At 66.1% G+C, this 18289-nt stretch carries 11 protein-coding genes; 2 read left to right on the plus strand and 9 right to left on the minus strand.

What is annotated here, in order from left to right; genetic code table 11:
• Positions 1-49 precede the first annotated feature (49 nt).
• The gene (locus tag QX070_RS20735) at positions 50-1060 is read right to left on the minus strand and encodes a Gfo/Idh/MocA family oxidoreductase (protein ID WP_315738881.1); all 1011 of its coding nucleotides are present in this window, start codon (positions 1058-1060) and stop codon (positions 50-52) included.
• Between the two features lie 360 nt (positions 1061-1420).
• On the opposite strand from QX070_RS20735, the gene QX070_RS20740 reads away from it, so the two are divergent.
• Positions 1421-2131 carry a DUF1223 domain-containing protein gene (locus tag QX070_RS20740; protein ID WP_315738882.1) on the plus strand — a complete coding sequence of 237 codons (711 nt, stop codon included), beginning with the start codon at positions 1421-1423 and terminating at the stop codon, positions 2129-2131.
• 13 nt (positions 2132-2144) lie between these two features.
• Here QX070_RS20740 and QX070_RS20745 read toward each other — a convergent pair whose 3' ends face one another.
• The 6 genes from QX070_RS20745 to QX070_RS20770 form a co-directional block, all read right to left on the minus strand.
• On the minus strand, positions 2145-4364 hold the full coding sequence (locus QX070_RS20745) for a tetratricopeptide repeat protein (RefSeq protein WP_315738883.1): 2220 nt from the start codon (positions 4362-4364) through the stop codon (positions 2145-2147).
• A gap of 84 nt (positions 4365-4448) precedes the next feature.
• Positions 4449-6668, minus strand: a complete 2220-nt coding sequence (locus QX070_RS20750) for a tetratricopeptide repeat protein (protein WP_315738884.1) — start codon at positions 6666-6668, stop codon at positions 4449-4451.
• 81 nt (positions 6669-6749) lie between these two features.
• A complete protein-coding gene (locus tag QX070_RS20755) occupies positions 6750-8972 on the minus strand; it encodes a tetratricopeptide repeat protein (RefSeq protein ID WP_315738885.1) in 2223 nt (740 codons plus the stop codon).
• A gap of 69 nt (positions 8973-9041) precedes the next feature.
• Entirely contained in the window at positions 9042-10454 is a 1413-nt protein-coding gene (locus tag QX070_RS20760) for a mannose-1-phosphate guanylyltransferase/mannose-6-phosphate isomerase (RefSeq protein WP_315738886.1), read from the minus strand.
• Between the two features lie 11 nt (positions 10455-10465).
• Entirely contained in the window at positions 10466-11482 is a 1017-nt protein-coding gene (locus QX070_RS20765) for an NAD-dependent epimerase (protein ID WP_315738887.1), read from the minus strand.
• A gap of 10 nt (positions 11483-11492) precedes the next feature.
• Positions 11493-12776, minus strand: a complete 1284-nt coding sequence (locus QX070_RS20770) for a nucleotide sugar dehydrogenase (RefSeq protein WP_315738888.1) — start codon at positions 12774-12776, stop codon at positions 11493-11495.
• Positions 12777-12962: 186 nt separating this feature from the next.
• On the opposite strand from QX070_RS20770, the gene QX070_RS20775 reads away from it, so the two are divergent.
• Complete coding sequence (locus tag QX070_RS20775; RefSeq protein WP_315738889.1) at positions 12963-13925, plus strand: lysylphosphatidylglycerol synthase transmembrane domain-containing protein; 963 nt, start codon at positions 12963-12965, stop codon at positions 13923-13925.
• A 102-nt stretch (positions 13926-14027) separates the two neighbouring features.
• Here QX070_RS20775 and asnB read toward each other — a convergent pair whose 3' ends face one another.
• Positions 14028-15998, minus strand: a complete 1971-nt coding sequence (asnB, locus tag QX070_RS20780) for an asparagine synthase (glutamine-hydrolyzing) (RefSeq protein WP_315738890.1) — start codon at positions 15996-15998, stop codon at positions 14028-14030.
• Between the two features lie 38 nt (positions 15999-16036).
• Positions 16037-17992 carry a TIGR04372 family glycosyltransferase gene (locus QX070_RS20785; protein ID WP_315738891.1) on the minus strand — a complete coding sequence of 652 codons (1956 nt, stop codon included), beginning with the start codon at positions 17990-17992 and terminating at the stop codon, positions 16037-16039.
• Between the last annotated feature and the right edge of the window lie 297 nt (positions 17993-18289).

An 18289-nucleotide genomic window follows, 5' to 3' on the forward strand; every position in this document is an offset into this window, starting at 1 on the left:
TGACACATGTTCGGATCGAGAAAAGAGGGTGAAGCGGAGGCGTGGCCGGCTAGCCGGCCACGGCGCGACGCTTGGTAGCAGCCGCCTCGGCGGGACGATGGCTCGAGGTCTCCAGGCACTGCGTGGCGATCGCCAGACTCGCGACGCCCTCGTCGCCGGTGACCGCGGGCGCCGTGCCCGAGCGCACCGCGTGCAGGAACGCGATCAGCTCGGCGCGCAGCGGCTCGTCATGGCCGACCGGGAGATGGCGCATCGAGTAGCTACCATCCGGCTTGAAGCCGAAGCACTCGGTGACCTGGCGCGTCAGCAGATCGCCCATGATGTACTTGCCCCGCGTCGCCACGGTGACGTTGCGCGCCTTGAACGGCGTCAGCCAGTTGGTGTTGATGTGGGCGAGCACGCCGGAGGCGGTGCGGAACTGCAGGAGCGCGATGTCCTCGCGCTCCGCCACCGCACTCGACAGTTGCGGCTGCACCTCGATGATGTCGGACTCGGTGAACCAGCGGATGAGGTCGATGTCATGCACGGCGAGATCGATGACGACGCCGACATTGGACATGCGCGGCGGGAACGGGCCGACGCGGGTGATCGCGATCGACAGCAGGTCCTCGCCGGCGATCGCCTTCTTGATCGCGGCCACCGCCGGGTTGAAGCGCTCGACATGACCGATCATCAGGGTGACGCCGGCGCGATGCGCGGCCGAGACGATCTCCCTGCCCTCGTCCACCGTCGAGGCGATCGGCTTCTCGACCATCAGGTGCACCTTGCGGGCGATGCAGGCGAGCGCGAGCTCGTGATGCAGATGCGTCGGAGCCGCGACGGTCACCGCGTCGACGCCCTCGGCGACGAGTTCATCGAGCGTCTCGAAGGTCGGGCAGTTCGCAAGCTCGGTGACGCGGTTGCGATGGGCGGGCAGCGGATCGACCACGCCGACCAAGTGCACATCGGGCAGTCCGGCGAGCACGCGGGCATGGTTGCTGCCCATCACGCCGGCTCCGATGACGCCGACTCGCAGCGCCTGCCTCAGCTCGGCCTTGTGGCCCGCCCCCTTGGAACTCATGTCATCGACCCCATCAATGTCCCCGGATTGCGACGTCACGGATTGGCCATGACGGTTAACGAACTGCAAATCACCGGTCGAAGCTCTCCTAGCATGCCGGTTGAAGCGAGGCGAATGCGGAAACCTTTTTCAGGACACGATTTGATTCAGAAAGTTACATCGGGTTCGGACGAAAACCGCTGTCTTTTGAACGGCGTGCGCGATGCCCTTCACGTGTGGCAAGTGCCCTGTTCACGCGTCACGACAGGCCGCGGACAGAACGGTTGCGGCGCCTTCACGCCTGCGTGTTGGCCGCAGCCGGAGGTAACGCGGTGGATCCCGCCAGCGAAGGAGATCACGTCACATCGCGGGAGAACACCCATGACCCTCAGCCTCGCCTCGCTCCGCTACGCCTCATCCTTCGCCGTGCTGCTCGCCTCGCTTACCCCGTGGTCGCCGTCGGCTGCCGCCGTGGATCGGCCTGTCGTCATCGAGCTCTTCACCTCGCAGGGCTGCTCCTCCTGCCCGCCTGCAAATGCCTATCTGAACGAGCTGGTGCGGCAGCGCCGCGACGTGCTGCCGCTGGCCTTTCACGTCACCTATTGGGACCGGCTGGGCTGGAAGGACCCGTTCTCATTGCCGGCCGCCACCGATCGCCAGGCCCGCTACGGCAGCCGCTTCGGCGACGGCTCCTACACGCCGGAGATCGTCGTCGACGGGGTGACGGGTCATGTCGGCTCCAACAGGGCCGAGGTGGGAGCCGCGATCGATCGCGCCAGGGGCGCGAGCGCGACGGCGGCGCCGGTCAAGCTCGCACGCGATGGCGACAAGCTCGCGGTCGAGGTCGGCGGCGGTGAAGGACGTGGACGCGTCGTGCTGGTCGGCTTCGATCATCGGCATGAGACGGCGATCCGCCGCGGCGAGAATGACGGCCGCACGCTGGAGGAGCTGAACGTGGTGCGCTCGGTGCGCACGCTCGGCGATTGGAGCGGCACGGCGCTGCGCCTCACCGAGCCGATGCCGGAGGGCGAGGATGCGGCCGTGCTGCTCGAAAGCCCGGAGGGGCGCATCGTCGGTGCCGCGCGGCTATAGCTTCGACCGCCTGTCAGGCGGACGCGCAGGTGCGGCGCCAGAACAGGCGGTAGCCCTCCTCCACCTTGCGCGTGTAGGTCTCGACATTGCCGGCGGCGGAGCGGGCAACCATCGCCGGCAGCTCCGCGCGCAGCTTCGCGAGAGCCGCAGGCTGCGCGGCCTGCTTCAGGGCGAGACCGATGTAGCCGTCGTCGTCCTCGGCCACGAAGTCGCCGAGCCCGACCGCCGTGTTGATGGCGGCTGCCGCGCGCGCTGCCGCGCCGTGGCCGAGCTTCGCGATCACGGGGACGCCGGCCTGCAGCGACTCCCAGGTGCTGACGCCGCCATTCTGCGGAAACGGATCGAGCGACATGTCGATGCCTGCGAACTGCGCGATGTGCAGATCGCGCGTCGACAGGCCGAGGCAGGTGATGCGCTCCTGCGCGATGCCATGCGCCACGAACCGCGCGACGAGGCCGTCGCGCAGCAAGGGTTCATCGAGCGCGCCGTTCTTGATGACGATCCGCGAGTCCGGCAGCGCGCCCATCAGGCGCGACCAGAGCGCGAGCGCAGGCTCGGAGATCTTGTCGATCCGGTTGAAGACGCCGAAGGTGATGTAACCGTTGCGCAGCATCGGCAGTGGCGTCGGCTGCCATCCCTGCAAGGGATCGGTGGTGATCACGGCCGGCAGGTCGTAGACCTGCTCGGCGAACAGATGACGTGCAGCTTCGGGCACGGTCACCGGATCGGCGAAGAAGTAGTCGATCGTGGGGAGGCCGGTGCCGGTGCCGCTGCCCCAGGCCGTGACCTGGACCGGCGCCGGCTTGCGCGCGAACACCGGCAGCCGGTTGCCGGCGGAATGGCCGGAGAGATCGACGAGGATATCGACCTGATCGGCCTCGATGCGATCGCTCAGCTCCTCGTCCGACATCTGCCAGGCGTCGACCCAGAGGTCGGCGGCCGCGCGGCACTGGTCCGTCATCGTATCGCGCAGCGGCGAGCAGGAGTAGCAGATCACCTCGAACGCGGCGTGGTTGTGATGACGCAGCACCGGCAGGAACACCAGCGCCGCCGAATGGCTGCGGAAGTCGGACGAGACATAGCCGATCGTCAGGCGCCGCTCCGGATCACGATCCCGCACCGGCGGCGGACGGCGCGCGACCTGGCTGCCGATCGTGGTCCACCATTCGCGTCTCGCCGCCTGGTGCTGGGCGAAATCGGTGTCTGGCATGAAGTCGAGCAGGAAGATCCTGGCGGTGATCGCATCGCCATAGTCGGGCTTGAGCGCGAGCGCGCGCTCGAAGTGCTGCAGGGCGGTCGTGAGATCGCCCTCCTTGCAGAAGCATTCGCCGAGCCAGGTCCAGGCGACCTCGGACGCGGGATTGATCTCCAGCACCTTGCGGCAAGCGTCCATAGCCGGCGCGATGTTGTCCCTGATCACACTGAGCTGCGCGAAGCCGAGCAGCGCCACCTCCTGTCGCGGATCGAGCGCCAGCGCGGCCTCGAAATCGGGCATCGCCTTGTCGAAACGTCCGGCCTGCTGATGCAGCCGGCCGCGCTGTGCCAGCACTTGCGCGGCGTTGGGCTTGATGGCGAGGGCAGCGTCGAAGGCCGCCAGCGCCTCATCGGAATGGCGCAGGTTGATGCTCGCCAGCCCCTTGCCGAACATCGCCTCCATGTGGCGCGGATTGAGCGACAACGCGCGATCGAAGCTCTGATTGGCCTCCGTGTTGCGACCGAGCGGAAGCAGCGCCATGCCGCGATTGCAATAGGCGTCGGCATAGTCCGGCTTGAGCGCGATCGCCCGGTCATGCGCGGCGATCGCCTCCTCCGGCCGCCCCAGGCGCATCAGCGTGTTGCCGAGACCCGTGAGCGCCACGAGCAGATTCGGCTTCAGCGCAATCGCCCGCTCCTGGCATTTGCGCGCGTCCTCGAAGCGTTTGCGGTTGAACAGCGCGAGGCCGAGATTGGAGAGCGCCTCGGCATGCCGCGGCTCGATCTCGACCGCCTTGGTCAGGGCCTGCTCGGCGAGATCGGGCTGGCCGCCGTCGAGCGCCGTGACGCCGAGCAGGTGCAACGCATCGAAATGATCGGGCAGCAGCGCCAGGATCTGTCTGCAGATCGCCTGCGCCTCGGCGTGACGGCCGGCACGATACGCCGCCACGGCGCGCGGCATGAGCTCGTCAGCCTGCTTGCGATGCTTCTTCTGCAGTCTCGCATTCTGGAAGGCGCGAGAGCCGACATTGCTTGTCAAGAGACTTGCCTCCACGGGCGGCGTGCAGATCGCGGGAACGCAGTGACATCACGTGCGGCACCACCGGATGCCGCGACACAAAGACTAGCCGGCGCTGGCGCAATGGCGACGCCAGAACAGGCGGTAGCCCTCCTCGACCTTGCGCGTGTAGGTCTCGACATTGCCCGCGGCCGAGCCCGCGACCATCGCCGGCAGCGCGGTCCGCAGCTTCGCCAGCTCAGCCGGCTTCGAGGCCCACTTCGCGGCGAGCGCGACATACCCGTCGTCGTCTTCGGCGACGAACTCGCCGAGCCCGACCGCCGTGACGATCGCCGCCGCGGCGCGCGACGCCGCGCTGCGTCCGAGCCTGGCGATGACCGGCACGCCGGCCTGCAGCGACTCCCAGGTGCTGACGCCGCCATTCTGCGGAAACGGATCGAGCGAGATGTCGACCTCGGCAAACTGCGCGATCTGCTGCTCGCGCGTCGACCAGCCGAGACAGACCACGCGCTCCGGCGCGACGCCTTGCGCGGCGAAGCGCGCCAGGAGACGGTCACGCAACAGGGGATCATCGAGCGAGCTGCTCTTGATCACGATGCGCGAGTCCGGCAGCTGCTGCATGATCCGTGTCCAGACGATCAGCGCAGGATCGGAGATCTTGTCCAACCGATTGAACACGCCGAAGCTCACAAAGCCATTGCGGAGCATCGGCAGCGGTGTCGGCGCGATGTCCGGCAGCGCTTCAGTGGTGATCACCGCCGGCAGGTCATGGACCTGCTCGGCGAACAGATGACGCACCGTTGCGGGCACCGTGACCGGATCGGCCAGGAAGTAGTCGATCGTCGGCAGCCCCGTGCCGGTGCCGCTGCCCCAGGCCGTGACCTGGACCGGGGCGGGCTTGCGGGCAAACAGCGGCAGGCGATTGCCGGCGGAGTGGCCGGAGAGATCGACCAGGATATCGACGCCGTCGGCGTCGATGCGGTCGGCGAGCTCGTCGTCCGACATCTGCGCGACGTCGACCCAGAGATCGGCGCAGGCACGGAATTGCGCCGTGACGGCATCCTGCACCGGCGAGCAGGCGTAGCAGGCGACTGCGAAATTCTGCGGGTCGCGATGCCTGAGCACCGGCAGGAATGTCAGCGCGGCCGAATGATTCCGGAAGTCGGAGGAGACGTAGCCGATCGTCAGACGCCGCTCCGGGTCGAGATCGCGCTTCGACGCTGGCCGGCGCGGGACGTTGGCGCCGATCCGCTGCCACCATTCGCGCCGTGCCGCCTGCTGGAGCGCAAAGTCGGCCTCCGGCATGAACTCGAGCGTGAAAATCTTCGCAGTCATGGCCTCGGCAAAATCGGGCCTGATTTCAAGAGCGCGATCGAAATGCTCGACGGCCGCAACGACCTCGCCCTGCTTGGCGTAGCAGATGCCGAGCCACAACCAGGCCTCCTCGGAGCGCGGATTCCGCTCCAGCACCTTGCGGCAGGCATCGACGGATTGGGCGACGTCCTTGAAGTGGCCGAGCTGGGCCTTGCCGAGCAGCGCCATCTCCAGCATCGGATCATGCGCCAGCGCCGCCTCGTAGTCCGCCTTCGCCTGGTCGAAACGGCCGGCCATCTGATGCAGCCGGCCGCGCTGCGCCAGCACCTGCGGCGCACCGGGCTTGACGGCAAGCGCGGCATCGAAGGCCGCGAGCGCCTCGGTGTGATGACGCAGGTTGATGCTCGCCAGCCCCTTGCCGAACATCGCCTCCATGTGGCGCGGATTGAGCGACAGTGCGCGATCGAAGCTCTGATTGGCCTCGGCGTTGCGACCGAGCGGAAGCAGCGCCATGCCGCGGTTGCAATAGGCGTCGGCATAGTCGGGCTTCAGCGCGATCGCGCGGTCATGCGCCGCAATCGCCTCGTCCGGCAGGCCGAGGCGCATCAGCGTGTTGCCGAGACCCGTCTGCGCGACCACGAGGGTCGGCTTCAGCGCAATCGCCCGCTCCTGGTATTTGCGCGCCTCCTCGAAGCGCTTGCGGTTGAACAGCGCGAGGCCGAGATTGGAGAGCGCCTCGGCATGTCGCGGCTCGATCTCGACGGCTTTGGTGAGCGCCTGCGAAGCGAGATCAATTTGGCCACCGTCCAGCGCCGTCACGCCGAGCAGGTGCAGGGCATCGAAATGATCGGGCAGCAGCGCCAGGATCTGGCTGCAGATCGCCTGGGCTTCGGCACGGCGACCGCCGCGATAGGCGGCGACGGCCGCGGGCATCAGCGCATCGGCCTGCTTGCGATGCTTCTTCTGCAACCTCGCATTCTGAAACGCGCGGGAACCGACATCGCTTGCCAAAGACGGCCTCCGAATAACGCGTGGAACTACATATCGGGCTTGTTCACGCGCGACCTTGCTTCAGGCCGCGACGGATGGGCCTCAGCCGCCAGTGGCGCAATAGCGGCGCCAGAACTGGCGATACCCCTCCTCGACCTTGCGCGTGTAGGTCTCGACATTGCCGGCGGCCGAGTTGGCCACCCGCGTCGGCAGCTCCGCACGGAGCTGAGCGAGCTCGGCCGGCCGCGCCGCGTGTTTCAGGGCGATCGCAATGTACCCCTCGTCGTCCTCGGCCACCCAGTCGTCGAGCCCGATCGCCTTGACGATCGCGCCGCCGGCCCGCGACGCCGCGCTGCTGCCGAGCTTGGCGACCACGGGCACGCCGGCCTGCAGCGATTCCCAAGTGCTGACGCCACCATTCTGCGGGAACGGATCGAGCGAGATGTCGATGTTGGCGAACGCTGCGATGTGCTCGTGGCGCATCGAGGCGCCGAGACAGGTGAGGCGGCTCTCGTTGACGCCGTGCGCGGCGAAGCGGGCGATCAGCGTGTCGCGCAGGAATGCGTCCTCCAGCGCGCCGTTCTTGATGACGATGCGGGCGTCCGGCAACGCTTGGAGCAGCGCCGACCAGACCCTCAGCACCTCGTCGGAGATCTTGTCGACGCGGTTGAAGACACCAAACGTGACGTGGCCGTTGCGCAGCATCGGCAGCGGCGTCGCCTGCGCTCCCGGCAGCGGATCCGTCGTGATCAGCGCCGGGAGATCGTAGACCTGTTCGGCGAACAGCGGCCGCACCGCCGATGGCACCGTGACCGGATCGGCAAAGAAGTAGTCCATGGTGGGCAATCCGGTGCCGGTCGCGTTGCCCCACGCGGTGACCTGGATCGGCGCCGGCTTGCGGGCAAACACGGTGAGACGATTGCCGGCCGAGTGGCCGGAGAGATCGACCAGAATGTCGACCTGGTCGGCCTGGATGCGATCGGCCAACTCATCGTCGGACAATTGAGAGCCGTCGACCCAGCCGTCGGCCGCGACCTTGCACTGTTCCGTCACGGAATCGACCAGCGGCGAGCACGAGTAGCAGATGACCTTGAATGCCGCGTGGTCGTGATGGCGCAGCACCGGAAGGAAGGTCAGCGCGGCCGAATGGCTGCGGAAGTCGGACGACACGTAACCGACCGTGATGCGGCGATCCGGATCGCGGTCGATGGCGGCAAGCTGGCGCTGCGGGATATGCGCGCCGATCCGCTCCCACCATTCGCGGCGGACAGCCTGATGCACGGCCACGTCGGCGCCGGGATAGAAATCGAGCGCGAAGATCTTCTTCATGATCGCATCCTCGAAATCCGGCTTGATCTCGAGGGCGCGGTCGAAGTGCTGGATGGCGCCGGCGGTATCGCCCTGCTTTGCGAGGCACGTGCCGAGCCAGATCAGCGCCACCTCCGACGCCGGATTCTGCTCAAGCACCCGCTTGCAGGCCACCATGGCCGGCGCGATCCGCTCGGTGAGCACGCAGACATGGGCCTTGCCGAGCAGCGCCGCCTCCAGCCCGGGGTCGGTCGCCAGCGCAGCATCGAAATCGGCCTCGGCCTCGGCGAACCGTCCCATCTGCACGTAGAGACGGCCACGCTGCGCGATGACCGCCGCCGTCCCCGGCTTCATGGCGAGCGCCGCGTTGAAGGCAGCGAGCGCCTGCTCGAGATGCCGCAGATTGACGCTGACCAGTCCCTTGCCGAACGTCGCCTGCATGTGCCGCGGCGCCAGCGCCAAGGCGCGGTCGAAACTCTGTTTGGCCTCTTCGTTGCGCAGCAGGAGCAGTTGCGCCATGCCGCGATTGCAATAAGCGTCGGCAAAGTCCGGCTTGAGGGCGATGGCGCGGTCATGCATCTCGATCGCCTGCGCGAACAGCTGCATGTTCATCAGGGTGTTGCCGAGGCTCGTCAGCGCCGCGGCAAAATTGGGCTTGAGCGCAACGGCGCGCTCCTGTACCGCGCGCGCCTCCTCGTAGCGCTTCATGCTGAACAGCACCAGGCCGAGATTGGCCAGGGCCTCGGCATTGCGCGGCTCCACGGCGACCGCGCGGGTCAGGGCCTGCTCGGCGAGGTCGAGCCGGCCGCTATCGAGCGCGGAGGCGCCGAGAAGGTGCAAGGCGTCGAAATGATCGGGCACGAGGGCCAGAGCCTGTCCGCAGATGGCCTGGGCATCGGCATGCCGGCCCGCCCGGTAGGCCTCGACGGCCTTCGGCAGCAGGCTATCGGCCTGCTTGCGATTCTTCTTCTGCAGGCGCGCATTCTGGAACGCGCGCGATCCGATCGTGCTTTGCAACGAAGCTCTCCGGCGGACGACGTCCGGGGCTGTCTAGCACGGCTCGCGTGATTCGAGGCGAGACCCGCCCTACTCGCGGCGGTAATCGTCCTCGATGCGGATGATGTCATCCTCGCCGAGATAGGACCCGGTCTGGACCTCGATCAGCTCCAGCAGGATCTTGCCCGGGTTCTCCAGCCGGTGCACCGCGCCCATCGGAATGTAGATCGATTCGTTCTCATGCACGGTCTTGACGGTCTCGTTCACGGTGACCCGCGCCGCGCCGCGCACCACGATCCAGTGCTCGGACCGGTGATAGTGCTTCTGCAGCGACAGGCGCTGGCCAGGCTTGACGATGATGCGCTTGACCTGATGACGCTCGCCATTGTCGACCGACTGATAGCTGCCCCAGGGCCGGTGCACCTTGATGTGCGCCTCGGTCACTTCGGGCGCCACGGTCTTGAGCTTCGCGACCAGCCGCTTCAAGCCGTTGGCATCGCGCTGGCGCGACACCAGCACGGCATCCTGCGCCGCCACCACGACCAGATCGTCGACGCCTTCGAGCGCGACCAGCGCCTTGTCGGTGACCACGTTGCAGTTGCGGGAATCCTCGAACACGGCGGTGCCGCGCGCGGCATTGCCCTGCCCGTCCTTGTCGGACAGTTCCCAGACCGCGTGCCAGGAGCCGACGTCAGACCAGCCGCACGACACCGCCACCACGGCGGCACGTCCGGTCTTTTCCATCACGGCATAGTCGATCGAGATCGGCTTGGCCGCCGCGAAGGCATCGGAATCCAGGATGATGAAACCGAGGTCGCGGCCGGCCTTGGAGACAGCGTCGATCACCGTCTGCACGCTGCCCGCATCGAACTTGCGGTATTCATCGAGCAGGACCGACGCGCGGAACATGAAGTTGCCGCTGTTCCAGAGATAGCCCTCGCGGATGTAGCGCTCGGCGGTCGGCTGATCCGGCTTCTCGACGAATTTTGCGACGGCCCGCACTTCCCCGGATACCGATGCACCCGGGCTGATATAGCCATATTCGGTGGCCGCGCGCTCTGGATTGACGCCGAAGGTGACGATGCGGCCGGCCTCGGCGGCAGCGAGCCCCTGCCGGCACGCCGCGAGGAAGGCCGCGGTGTCGCGAACGACGTGATCGGCCGCGAGTGCCAGCACGACAGCGTCCTGATGGCGCGACTGGGCGAAGGCGGCTCCGGCTGCGATGGCCGGGCCTGAATCACGCCGCATCGGCTCCAGCAGGACGTCGGCCTCGATGCCGATCTCGGCCAGTTGCTCCAGCACCATGAAGCGATAGGCCAGGTTGGTGATGATGATCGGCCGCTCGAACAAGTCGGCATCGGATACGCGCAGCAGCGTGTCCTGGAACGTGGAACGGGTGCCGAACAGCGGCAGGAACTGCTTCGGGCGAACCTCCCGCGATGCCGGCCACAGCCGGGTCCCAGCGCCGCCGCACATGATGAGAGGAATGATGCGTCCGGTCATGAATCAACCCGTTAAATTCGGTGATAGTCGCGGTACCATTTCGCAAAACGTCCGATGCCGTCGGCGATCGAGGTCGCCGGCCGGAAGCCGATGTCGCGTTCGAGGTCGCTGACATCAGCATAGGTCGCCTCGACGTCGCCGGGCTGCATCGGCAGCATCTCCCTGATGGCCGGCCGCCCGAACTCCTTCTCTAGTAGTGTTATCACGTCCATCAGCTGTTCGGGATGATTGTTGCCGATATTGTAAATCCGCCATGGCGCCCGGCTGCTCGACGGATCGGGCCTGTTTCCATCCCAATCCGGGTTTCCCTGGGGCGGGCGGCCGATCAGGCGGACGATGGCCTGCACGATGTCGTCGACATAGGTAAAATCACGCCGCATCCGGCCTTGATTGAACAGCTTGACCGGCTGCCCGGCGAGGATGGCCCTGGCAAAGAGGAACATCGCCATGTCGGGACGGCCCCAGGGGCCGTAGACGGTGAAGAAGCGCAGCCCGGTGGCCGGCAGGCGGTAGAGATGACTGTAGGAATGCGCCATCAGCTCGTTCGCCTTCTTGCTTGCCGCATAGAGGCTGATCGGATGATCGACATTGTCCTTGACCGAGAACGGCAGCTTGGTGTTGGCGCCATAGACCGATGAGGACGATGCGAACAGCAGATGCTCGCAGTCATGATGGCGGCAACCCTCGAGGACGTTGATGAAGCCCTCGAGATTGGCATCGACATAGGCGTGCGGATTTTCCAGCGAGTAGCGCACGCCGGCCTGGGCCGCGAGATGCACCACGGCGGGAAAGCGATGCTGGGCAAACAGCGCCTTGATGCCGGCACGGTCGACGAGGTCGAGCTTGTGAAAGGTGAAGCCGGGCGCCGCCTTCAGAAGGTCGAGCCGCGCCTCCTTCAGCTTCGGATCGTAATAGGCGTTGATGTTGTCGATGCCGACCACCTGCCGTCCCTCGGCGAGCAGCCGCTGCGTCAGGTGAAATCCGATGAAGCCGGCGGCGCCGGTCACGAGGATGGGATGATCTGCCATGGTCGCTCCGTCAGGGTCGCCACAGTTCGATGGCGGCGGGTTTGCTCGCGCGGTCGAGCTTCATCTTGACGTCGAGCACGAGGCCGCTCTCCTCGCGCAGCAGGCCCTGCACAAGAGCCCAGCCTCCGGCGAGATACTGATCGTGCGACACGGCCAACACCACCGCGTCGGCTGGGCGCAGCGCCTCGATCGCCGTCAGGCCGATGCCATACTCCTCGTGCACCGCCGCTGCATCGGCGAGGGGATCGGCGATCTGCACCTCGACGCCGAACGACTGCAATTCGCTGATGATGTCGATCACCCGCGAATTGCGGATGTCCGGCACATTCTCCTTGAACGTCATGCCGAGAATGGTGACGACGCCCCCCCGGCCCTTCCGCCGCAGCAGCCCGCGAATGCATTCGCGCGCAATGCGCCGGCCCATCTCGTCGTTGATGCGGCGGCCCGCCAGGATGACCTCGGGATGGTAGCCCGCCTTCTCGGCGCGATAGGTGAGGTAATAGGGATCGACGCCGATGCAGTGGCCGCCGACGAGGCCGGGCGTGAAGGGCAGGAAGTTCCACTTGGTGGCGGCGGCTGCGAGCACGTCGCCGGTATCGATCTCGAGCGCCTGGAAGATCAGCGACAGCTCATTCATGAAGGCGATATTGAGATCGCGCTGGGTGTTCTCGATCACCTTGGCCGCCTCGGCGACCTTGATCGAGGGCGCGCGATGGATGCCGGCCGTGACGACCGAGCCATAGACGGCCGCCACGATCTCGAGCGTCTGCGGGTTCTGTGCCGAGACGACCTTGGTGATGGTCTCGAAGCGATGCGTCTTGTCACCGGGATTGATGCGCTCCGGCGAATAGCCGACGTTGAAATCGGCCCCCGCCTTCAGGCCCGAGCAGCTCTCCAGCAACGGGACGCAGTCTTCCTCGACGGCGCCCGGGTAGACGGTCGACTCATAGACGACGATGTCGCCGGGCTTCAGAACGGCGCCAACGGCGCGCGTCGCGGCCAGCATGGCGCCCAGATCGGGCCGACGTGCGCTGTCGATCGGGGTCGGAACCGTGACGATGAAGAAATCGGCAGTCTCGATATCGGCCGGCTCGCTGGTGAAGCGCAGGCCCGGCCGCCGCAGATCGCCCGCATCGACCTCGCAGGTCCGATCCCTGGCGTCCTTCAGCTCTGCGACGCGGGCCGCATCGATATCGAACCCGATCGCCGGGCAGCCTGTCCGCGCGAACGCAGCCGCGACCGGCAGGCCGACATAGCCAAGGCCTATCACCGCAATCTTCCGGCCATGAGACATAAATTGATATTCCGGTCGTTTCGGAGGCCATTGACGCCACCCCTGCGACTGTTTAGCCACCGGGGCATCAGGACCGCAAGGGGCGGCTACGGCTCCCCTTACCCGGGGTCCGGCCCTGCCAGGACGGGCGTTGCGCGTATCGCACTCGGCTTGGACCGTTTCAACCAAGAGCGAAGCCAGCCTGGCATGCGTGCGTTTTTGATTCTTCTCCTCCGGATCGTGGTGTCGCTGGCTCTGCTGTATCTCGCTCTGCGCGGGATCAACTTTGCGGCGATCCGCGAGCGGCTCAGTCAGATCAACATCGGCTGGATCGGGCTGGCGGTGGCCATCACGCTGGTGCAGATCTTCATCGGCGCCCTGCGGTGGCGCGAGATCTCCGCGCTGTGCGGCGCGCCGCTGACGGACATGCAGGCGTTCCGCTACAACATGATCGGCGCCTTCTTCAATCAGACCCTGCCGTCCTCGATCGGCGGCGACGCCGTGCGGCTGTGGCTGATCGGGCGCACCGGCGCCGGCTGGCGCGCAGCCAGCTACTCGATCCTGACCGACCGCGCCGTCGGCTTCATCGCGCTGGCGCTGATCATCGTCGCGAGCCTGCCGTGGAGCTATGGCATGATCGCCGACCAGCACGGGCGCCTGGCCCTGGTGCTGGTCGACGCCGCCGCACTGGCGGCCGGCGTCGGCTTCCTCACCATCGGCCATCTGCCGGCGGCGTGGATGAAGGCGTGGTGGCCGACGCGCCACGTCTATGCCTGCTCGGTGATCGCGAACAGGGTAATCTTCGGCCGGACCACGGCCGCGAAGATCGCCGTGCTGTCGCTTTCGATCCACGTGCTGGCCGTCGTCATCGCCTGGTGCGCCGTGCGCTCCATCGCGGCGCCAGCCGCATTCGAACAACTGTTCCTGCTGACCCCGCCGATCATGCTGATCACGATGCTGCCGATCTCGATCGCTGGTTGGGGCGTCCGCGAGGCGACGATGATGGTCGCATTCGGCTATGCCGGGCTTGCGCCGGCCGACGGCACCGTGGTCTCGATCCTGTTCGGCGCGGTCTACTTCATCGTCGGCGGCATGGGCGGACTCGTGTGGATTCTCAGCGCCGAAAAGAGCGCTGGCCGCCTCGCCGTTCCCGCGACGGTCGAAGACTGACCTGGATCATGATGCGATTCCACGGAATCGCATCATGATCTCATCTCTTTGTTTAAGCATGATCTTTTCGGAAAACCGGTTTCCACTTTTCCGGATCATGCTCTAGGCGGCGCGCGCCCATTCGTCGTGCCAGGCCTGCGCCATCAGCACGTTCCAAAGCCAGTAGGAATGATTGTGGCGGCGGCTGAGATGCTCGTCGAACATGCGCGTCACCCGCACCGGATCGAACAGACCCTGCCGCCTCAGCCGCTCCGGCGACAGCAGGTCCGAGGCCCACGATTTCAACGGCCCACGCAGCCACGCGTCGAGGGGAATGCTGAAGCCCGTCTTCGGCCGATCGATCATCTCAGCCGGCACGTGGCGATACAGCACCTGTCGTACCAGCCATTTGCCGCGACCGTCCCGCACCTTCATGCTGGAAGGAACCTTGGCTGAAAACTCGACGACGTCCTTGTCGAGGAACGGCACGCGCGTCTCCAACGCCACCGCCATCGCCGCGCGATCCACCTTCTGCAGGATGTCGTCGCTGAGATAGCTGAGGGAGTCCGCCAGGGTCATGCGGTCGAGCGGGTCGAGCTGCGCCGCAAGCTGCCGCATCTCGTTCCCTGCCCAACTTTCCTGCTCCGTGCCGCCCACCACCGTCCCGGCCGGATCCTGATCGATCGAGCACAGCGCCCGGTAGAGGCCATCAAAGCCGTCGGCGGCAATGACGCGGCCGAGCTTGGCCGCCTGATCGCCGGCATGCCGAACCTTCAATCGGGCCGGCAACACCGGCTGCAGCGCCCTGAGAACCGTATCGGCCGGCTCTGGGGCGATCGCACCGAGAACGGCACCAATCGCACGCCGCAGCGACATCGGCACGCGACCAAGGCGCGCCTGCAGCGCGCCGCCCCATACATGCCTGTTGTAGCCGCCGAACAGCTCGTCGCCCGCGTCACCTGACAATGCGACAGTCACATGCCGGCGCGCGAGCTGCGCGACCAGATGCGTCGGGATCTGCGAGGAGTCGGCGAACGGCTCGTCATAGATCCGCGGCAGCTTGGGCACCACGTCCATCGCGGTCCGCGCATCGACATAGAGCTCGGTGTGATCGGTGCCGAGATGCTGCGCGACGTTGCGCGCGTCCTCGGCCTCGTTGTAGCCGCCTTCGGCGAAGCCGATGCTGAAGGTGCGCACAGGCTGGCCCGCCTGCGCCTGCATCAGGGCGACAATCGTCGACGAATCGACGCCGCCGGACAGGAACGCGCCGAGCGGCACGTCCGACAAGCACTGTCGCTTCACGGCCACCGACAGCAGCTGCTCCAGCCGTTCGACCGCCTCGCCCTCGTCGGCAATGCGATCGTCCTGAGCGGCGGCGACACGATCGCGCAGCGACCAATAGGGTTGCGGCAGCGGCCAGCCGCCAGGAGCCGCATCCGCGGGGAAGCTCACGAACGACGCCGCGGGCAGCTTGCGTATGCCGGTCCAGATCGTGGCGGGCGCCGGCACGTAGGAATAGCGCATGAACGCCGTGAGCGCCGCTCGGTCGAGCGACGGCGCCCAGGAGGGATGCGCCGCCAGCGCCTTGAGCTCGGAGCCGAACACCAGATCAGCGTTGCTCCAGCCGTAGAACAGCGGCTTTTCGCCGAAGCGGTCGCGTGCCAGGATCAATTGCCGAGTCTCGGCGTCCCACAGCCCGAAGACGAACATGCCGATCAGGCGCTGAAGCGTCGGTCGAACGCCCCATCGGCTGATCGCGGCGAGCAGCGTTTCGGTATCGGAATGACCGCGCCAATTCGGCGCGTCGCCACCGGCCTCCAGCTCGGCACGGACATCGAGATGGTTGTAGATCTCGCCGTTGAAGGTGACGGTGTAGCGCCCGCAGGCACTGTGCATCGGCTGCGCCCCGGCCTCGGAGAGATCGAGGATCGCCAGACGGCGATGTCCGAAGGCGAGGCCCCTCGCAGCGCTGATCCAAGTGCCGGACGCATCTGGCCCCCGATGCGCCAGCGCCGTCGTCATGCGATCAATGATCCCGGTCAGTTGGGCCTCGTCGGCTCCGCCGGGGCGAAGCAGGCCGGCTATGCCGCACATGGTGCCATCTCCGCCACCCCGTCCCCCATCTGCATGGCTCAGTGGCCCTCGACGGCGTCGCGCAGCAACTCCGTCTCATGATTGGCCAGGAAACCGAGGCTCGGACGGCTGGTGCCGTAGTAATAGGGCAGCCCCAGCGCACGCCTCCAGCGCGACAACAGTCCTGCGCCATCGTGATCGCCTTCGAATTCAGCCAACCGACCGTCGGCGATGGCCAGGACCTCATCGGCCGTGTGGCGGATGTCGTCCGCCGAGTTGGTCTCCGGATGCGCACCGCTCCGGCCCAGCACGGCCGCATCGAACACGCGCCAGCGCCAGGGCGACGTCGTCAGTTGATGCTGCGTCAGCACGGTGCCGTCTGCTAGCCTGACGGGCTTGAGGGCAAAACGGACGTTGCTGTTCCACAGCTGGGCGTCGGTCGTGATCGCATTCACGATCGCACAAGGAATGCCGAAACTGACAGCGACATTCGTCAACCCGGACGTCGTCCCAATGAATGCGTGGGCATGGCGAATCAGGTGGATGTCCATCAGCTCCGATCTGAATTCGCTCAGCGCGTAATCGATCGTGCGAGCCATCGGCGGAAGCCTCGGCGAGTTCGGACCACCGAGCTTGATGACCCATCCGCCATGGGTGGTGATCAGACGAATGGCGTCCAAAGACGTCTCGATCGGCGCATTGCGATGGGTCTGCCCTGTGCCCATGAACTCGAAATAGTGCGCAGCGTCCCGCGTGTGCAGGCACACATACCAGTCGTCGGGCTTCATGCCGTGGCTGGAACGGAACGCGTCGAAGCCAGCCGCTGCGGCGGCCGCACTCCGATCGTAGGCGTCACGCAGCGGATGCCCTCTTCCCTCGCGCTCCCATTGTTCGATGGCGATCGCACCGGCGTCCTGCCAAGGTACGACCCGCCCGTCCGGCAGCCTGAACGCGTTGAAATTCAACCCGTACCAGCGCTGCAAGGACAGCAGTTCTTCACCCAGTCGCTCCGATACGGTTTCACCGATCACCACGACCTTGCCGAAACTTTCAAACAGCTTGAAGAAGACCGCATTGGCGATGCTGTCGGGGCGGACGACGATCACGGCTTCGCCTGACCACCAGCCCAGCTCTCGCATGCGAAACAGGATGTCGAGCATGCCCAGATGGCCGATCTGCGTCGCCCATTCCTCAGGAACGAGCCGCAGCGCATCCAGGGTCACGCCGAGCCGGTCGAGCAGCCGCCTCAACTCATCAGAAAGCGGTGGCGGCGATGCCCGGAGTTCCTGCTGCACGTTCAAAGCCCGCTCGTACAAGCGAATTGCAATCTCGCCGCGACCGACATGCATCACGCGCTGGCCCGTGAAGTTGCACAGGTCGAACAGCCGGCCGCGAGCCCCGCAGAGGAAATCGAGGCTGTTCGGGAAGTAACGCGGTGAATTCCGAGCCGCGATGTTCTGGTGGGGACGGAAAAAATGCAGGCTGCTCCGACACGCCCAGAACATCGCATCGAGCGCCGCCGCTTCATCCCCTTCGATGAGGTCGACCATGGCCTTGTAGAAGGCGAGATCGACCATCGCCTCGAGCTGTTCGGGCTTCGCTCCTGCCGCGGCGTCGCGCGCCTCCGAAAACTCGCCCAGCTCGAACAAGGATCGAACCAGCGCGTATCTGGTCTCCGCGTCATCGGACGCCAAGGCATCGCGGCCGACCATGCCGGCGGCCTCGCGATAGGCACCGATGCTGCTCAGGGCTCGAAGCGAGGCAGCGGGGAAATGGCGGCTGAGAGCTGTCGAAAAACGAAACTCCGGCCGAGTTGCAAGATATGACGTCACATAGGGAAAATACGCCTGAGCCAGGCGCCGCCTGAGCGGAAGTCTCGCGGCGAAGGCGATCACCAGGCCAAGGAACACCACGCGTCGCGGCAGCAGATTGAGGGTCGCCCCGACTATGACAAAGACCTGGTAGACAAACCGTCGGCGCCCGCCGCGCATCGGCCTTCGCTTTTGCAGTTTCATACGACCAAGTTCCACACAACCTTGAAATCCCCGATTCCGCGCGTTCGGATCAAGGCAGAGCTTGGACGACCGGCCGTTCAAGTCGCCTGCGCTGCGCGCCCGGGATCACTTCTCGGGATGAGGACAGCACGCTCGCCGGGTCGGATGCGAGATTCCCCCAAGGAGACATCGCCCCGCAAATGCCAACCAGGGATTGAACCGTTTGGATCGCACCTATAACAGAGGTGTCGGGAATTTTCCAAGCCGAACATGGGGATGAACGCGAGCAAACCTAAGAGAGAGGAGAATTCAGAAATT

The organism is Bradyrhizobium sp. SZCCHNR1093 (assembly GCF_032381175.1).
In the GTDB taxonomy this organism is placed as follows: domain Bacteria; phylum Pseudomonadota; class Alphaproteobacteria; order Rhizobiales; family Xanthobacteraceae; genus Bradyrhizobium.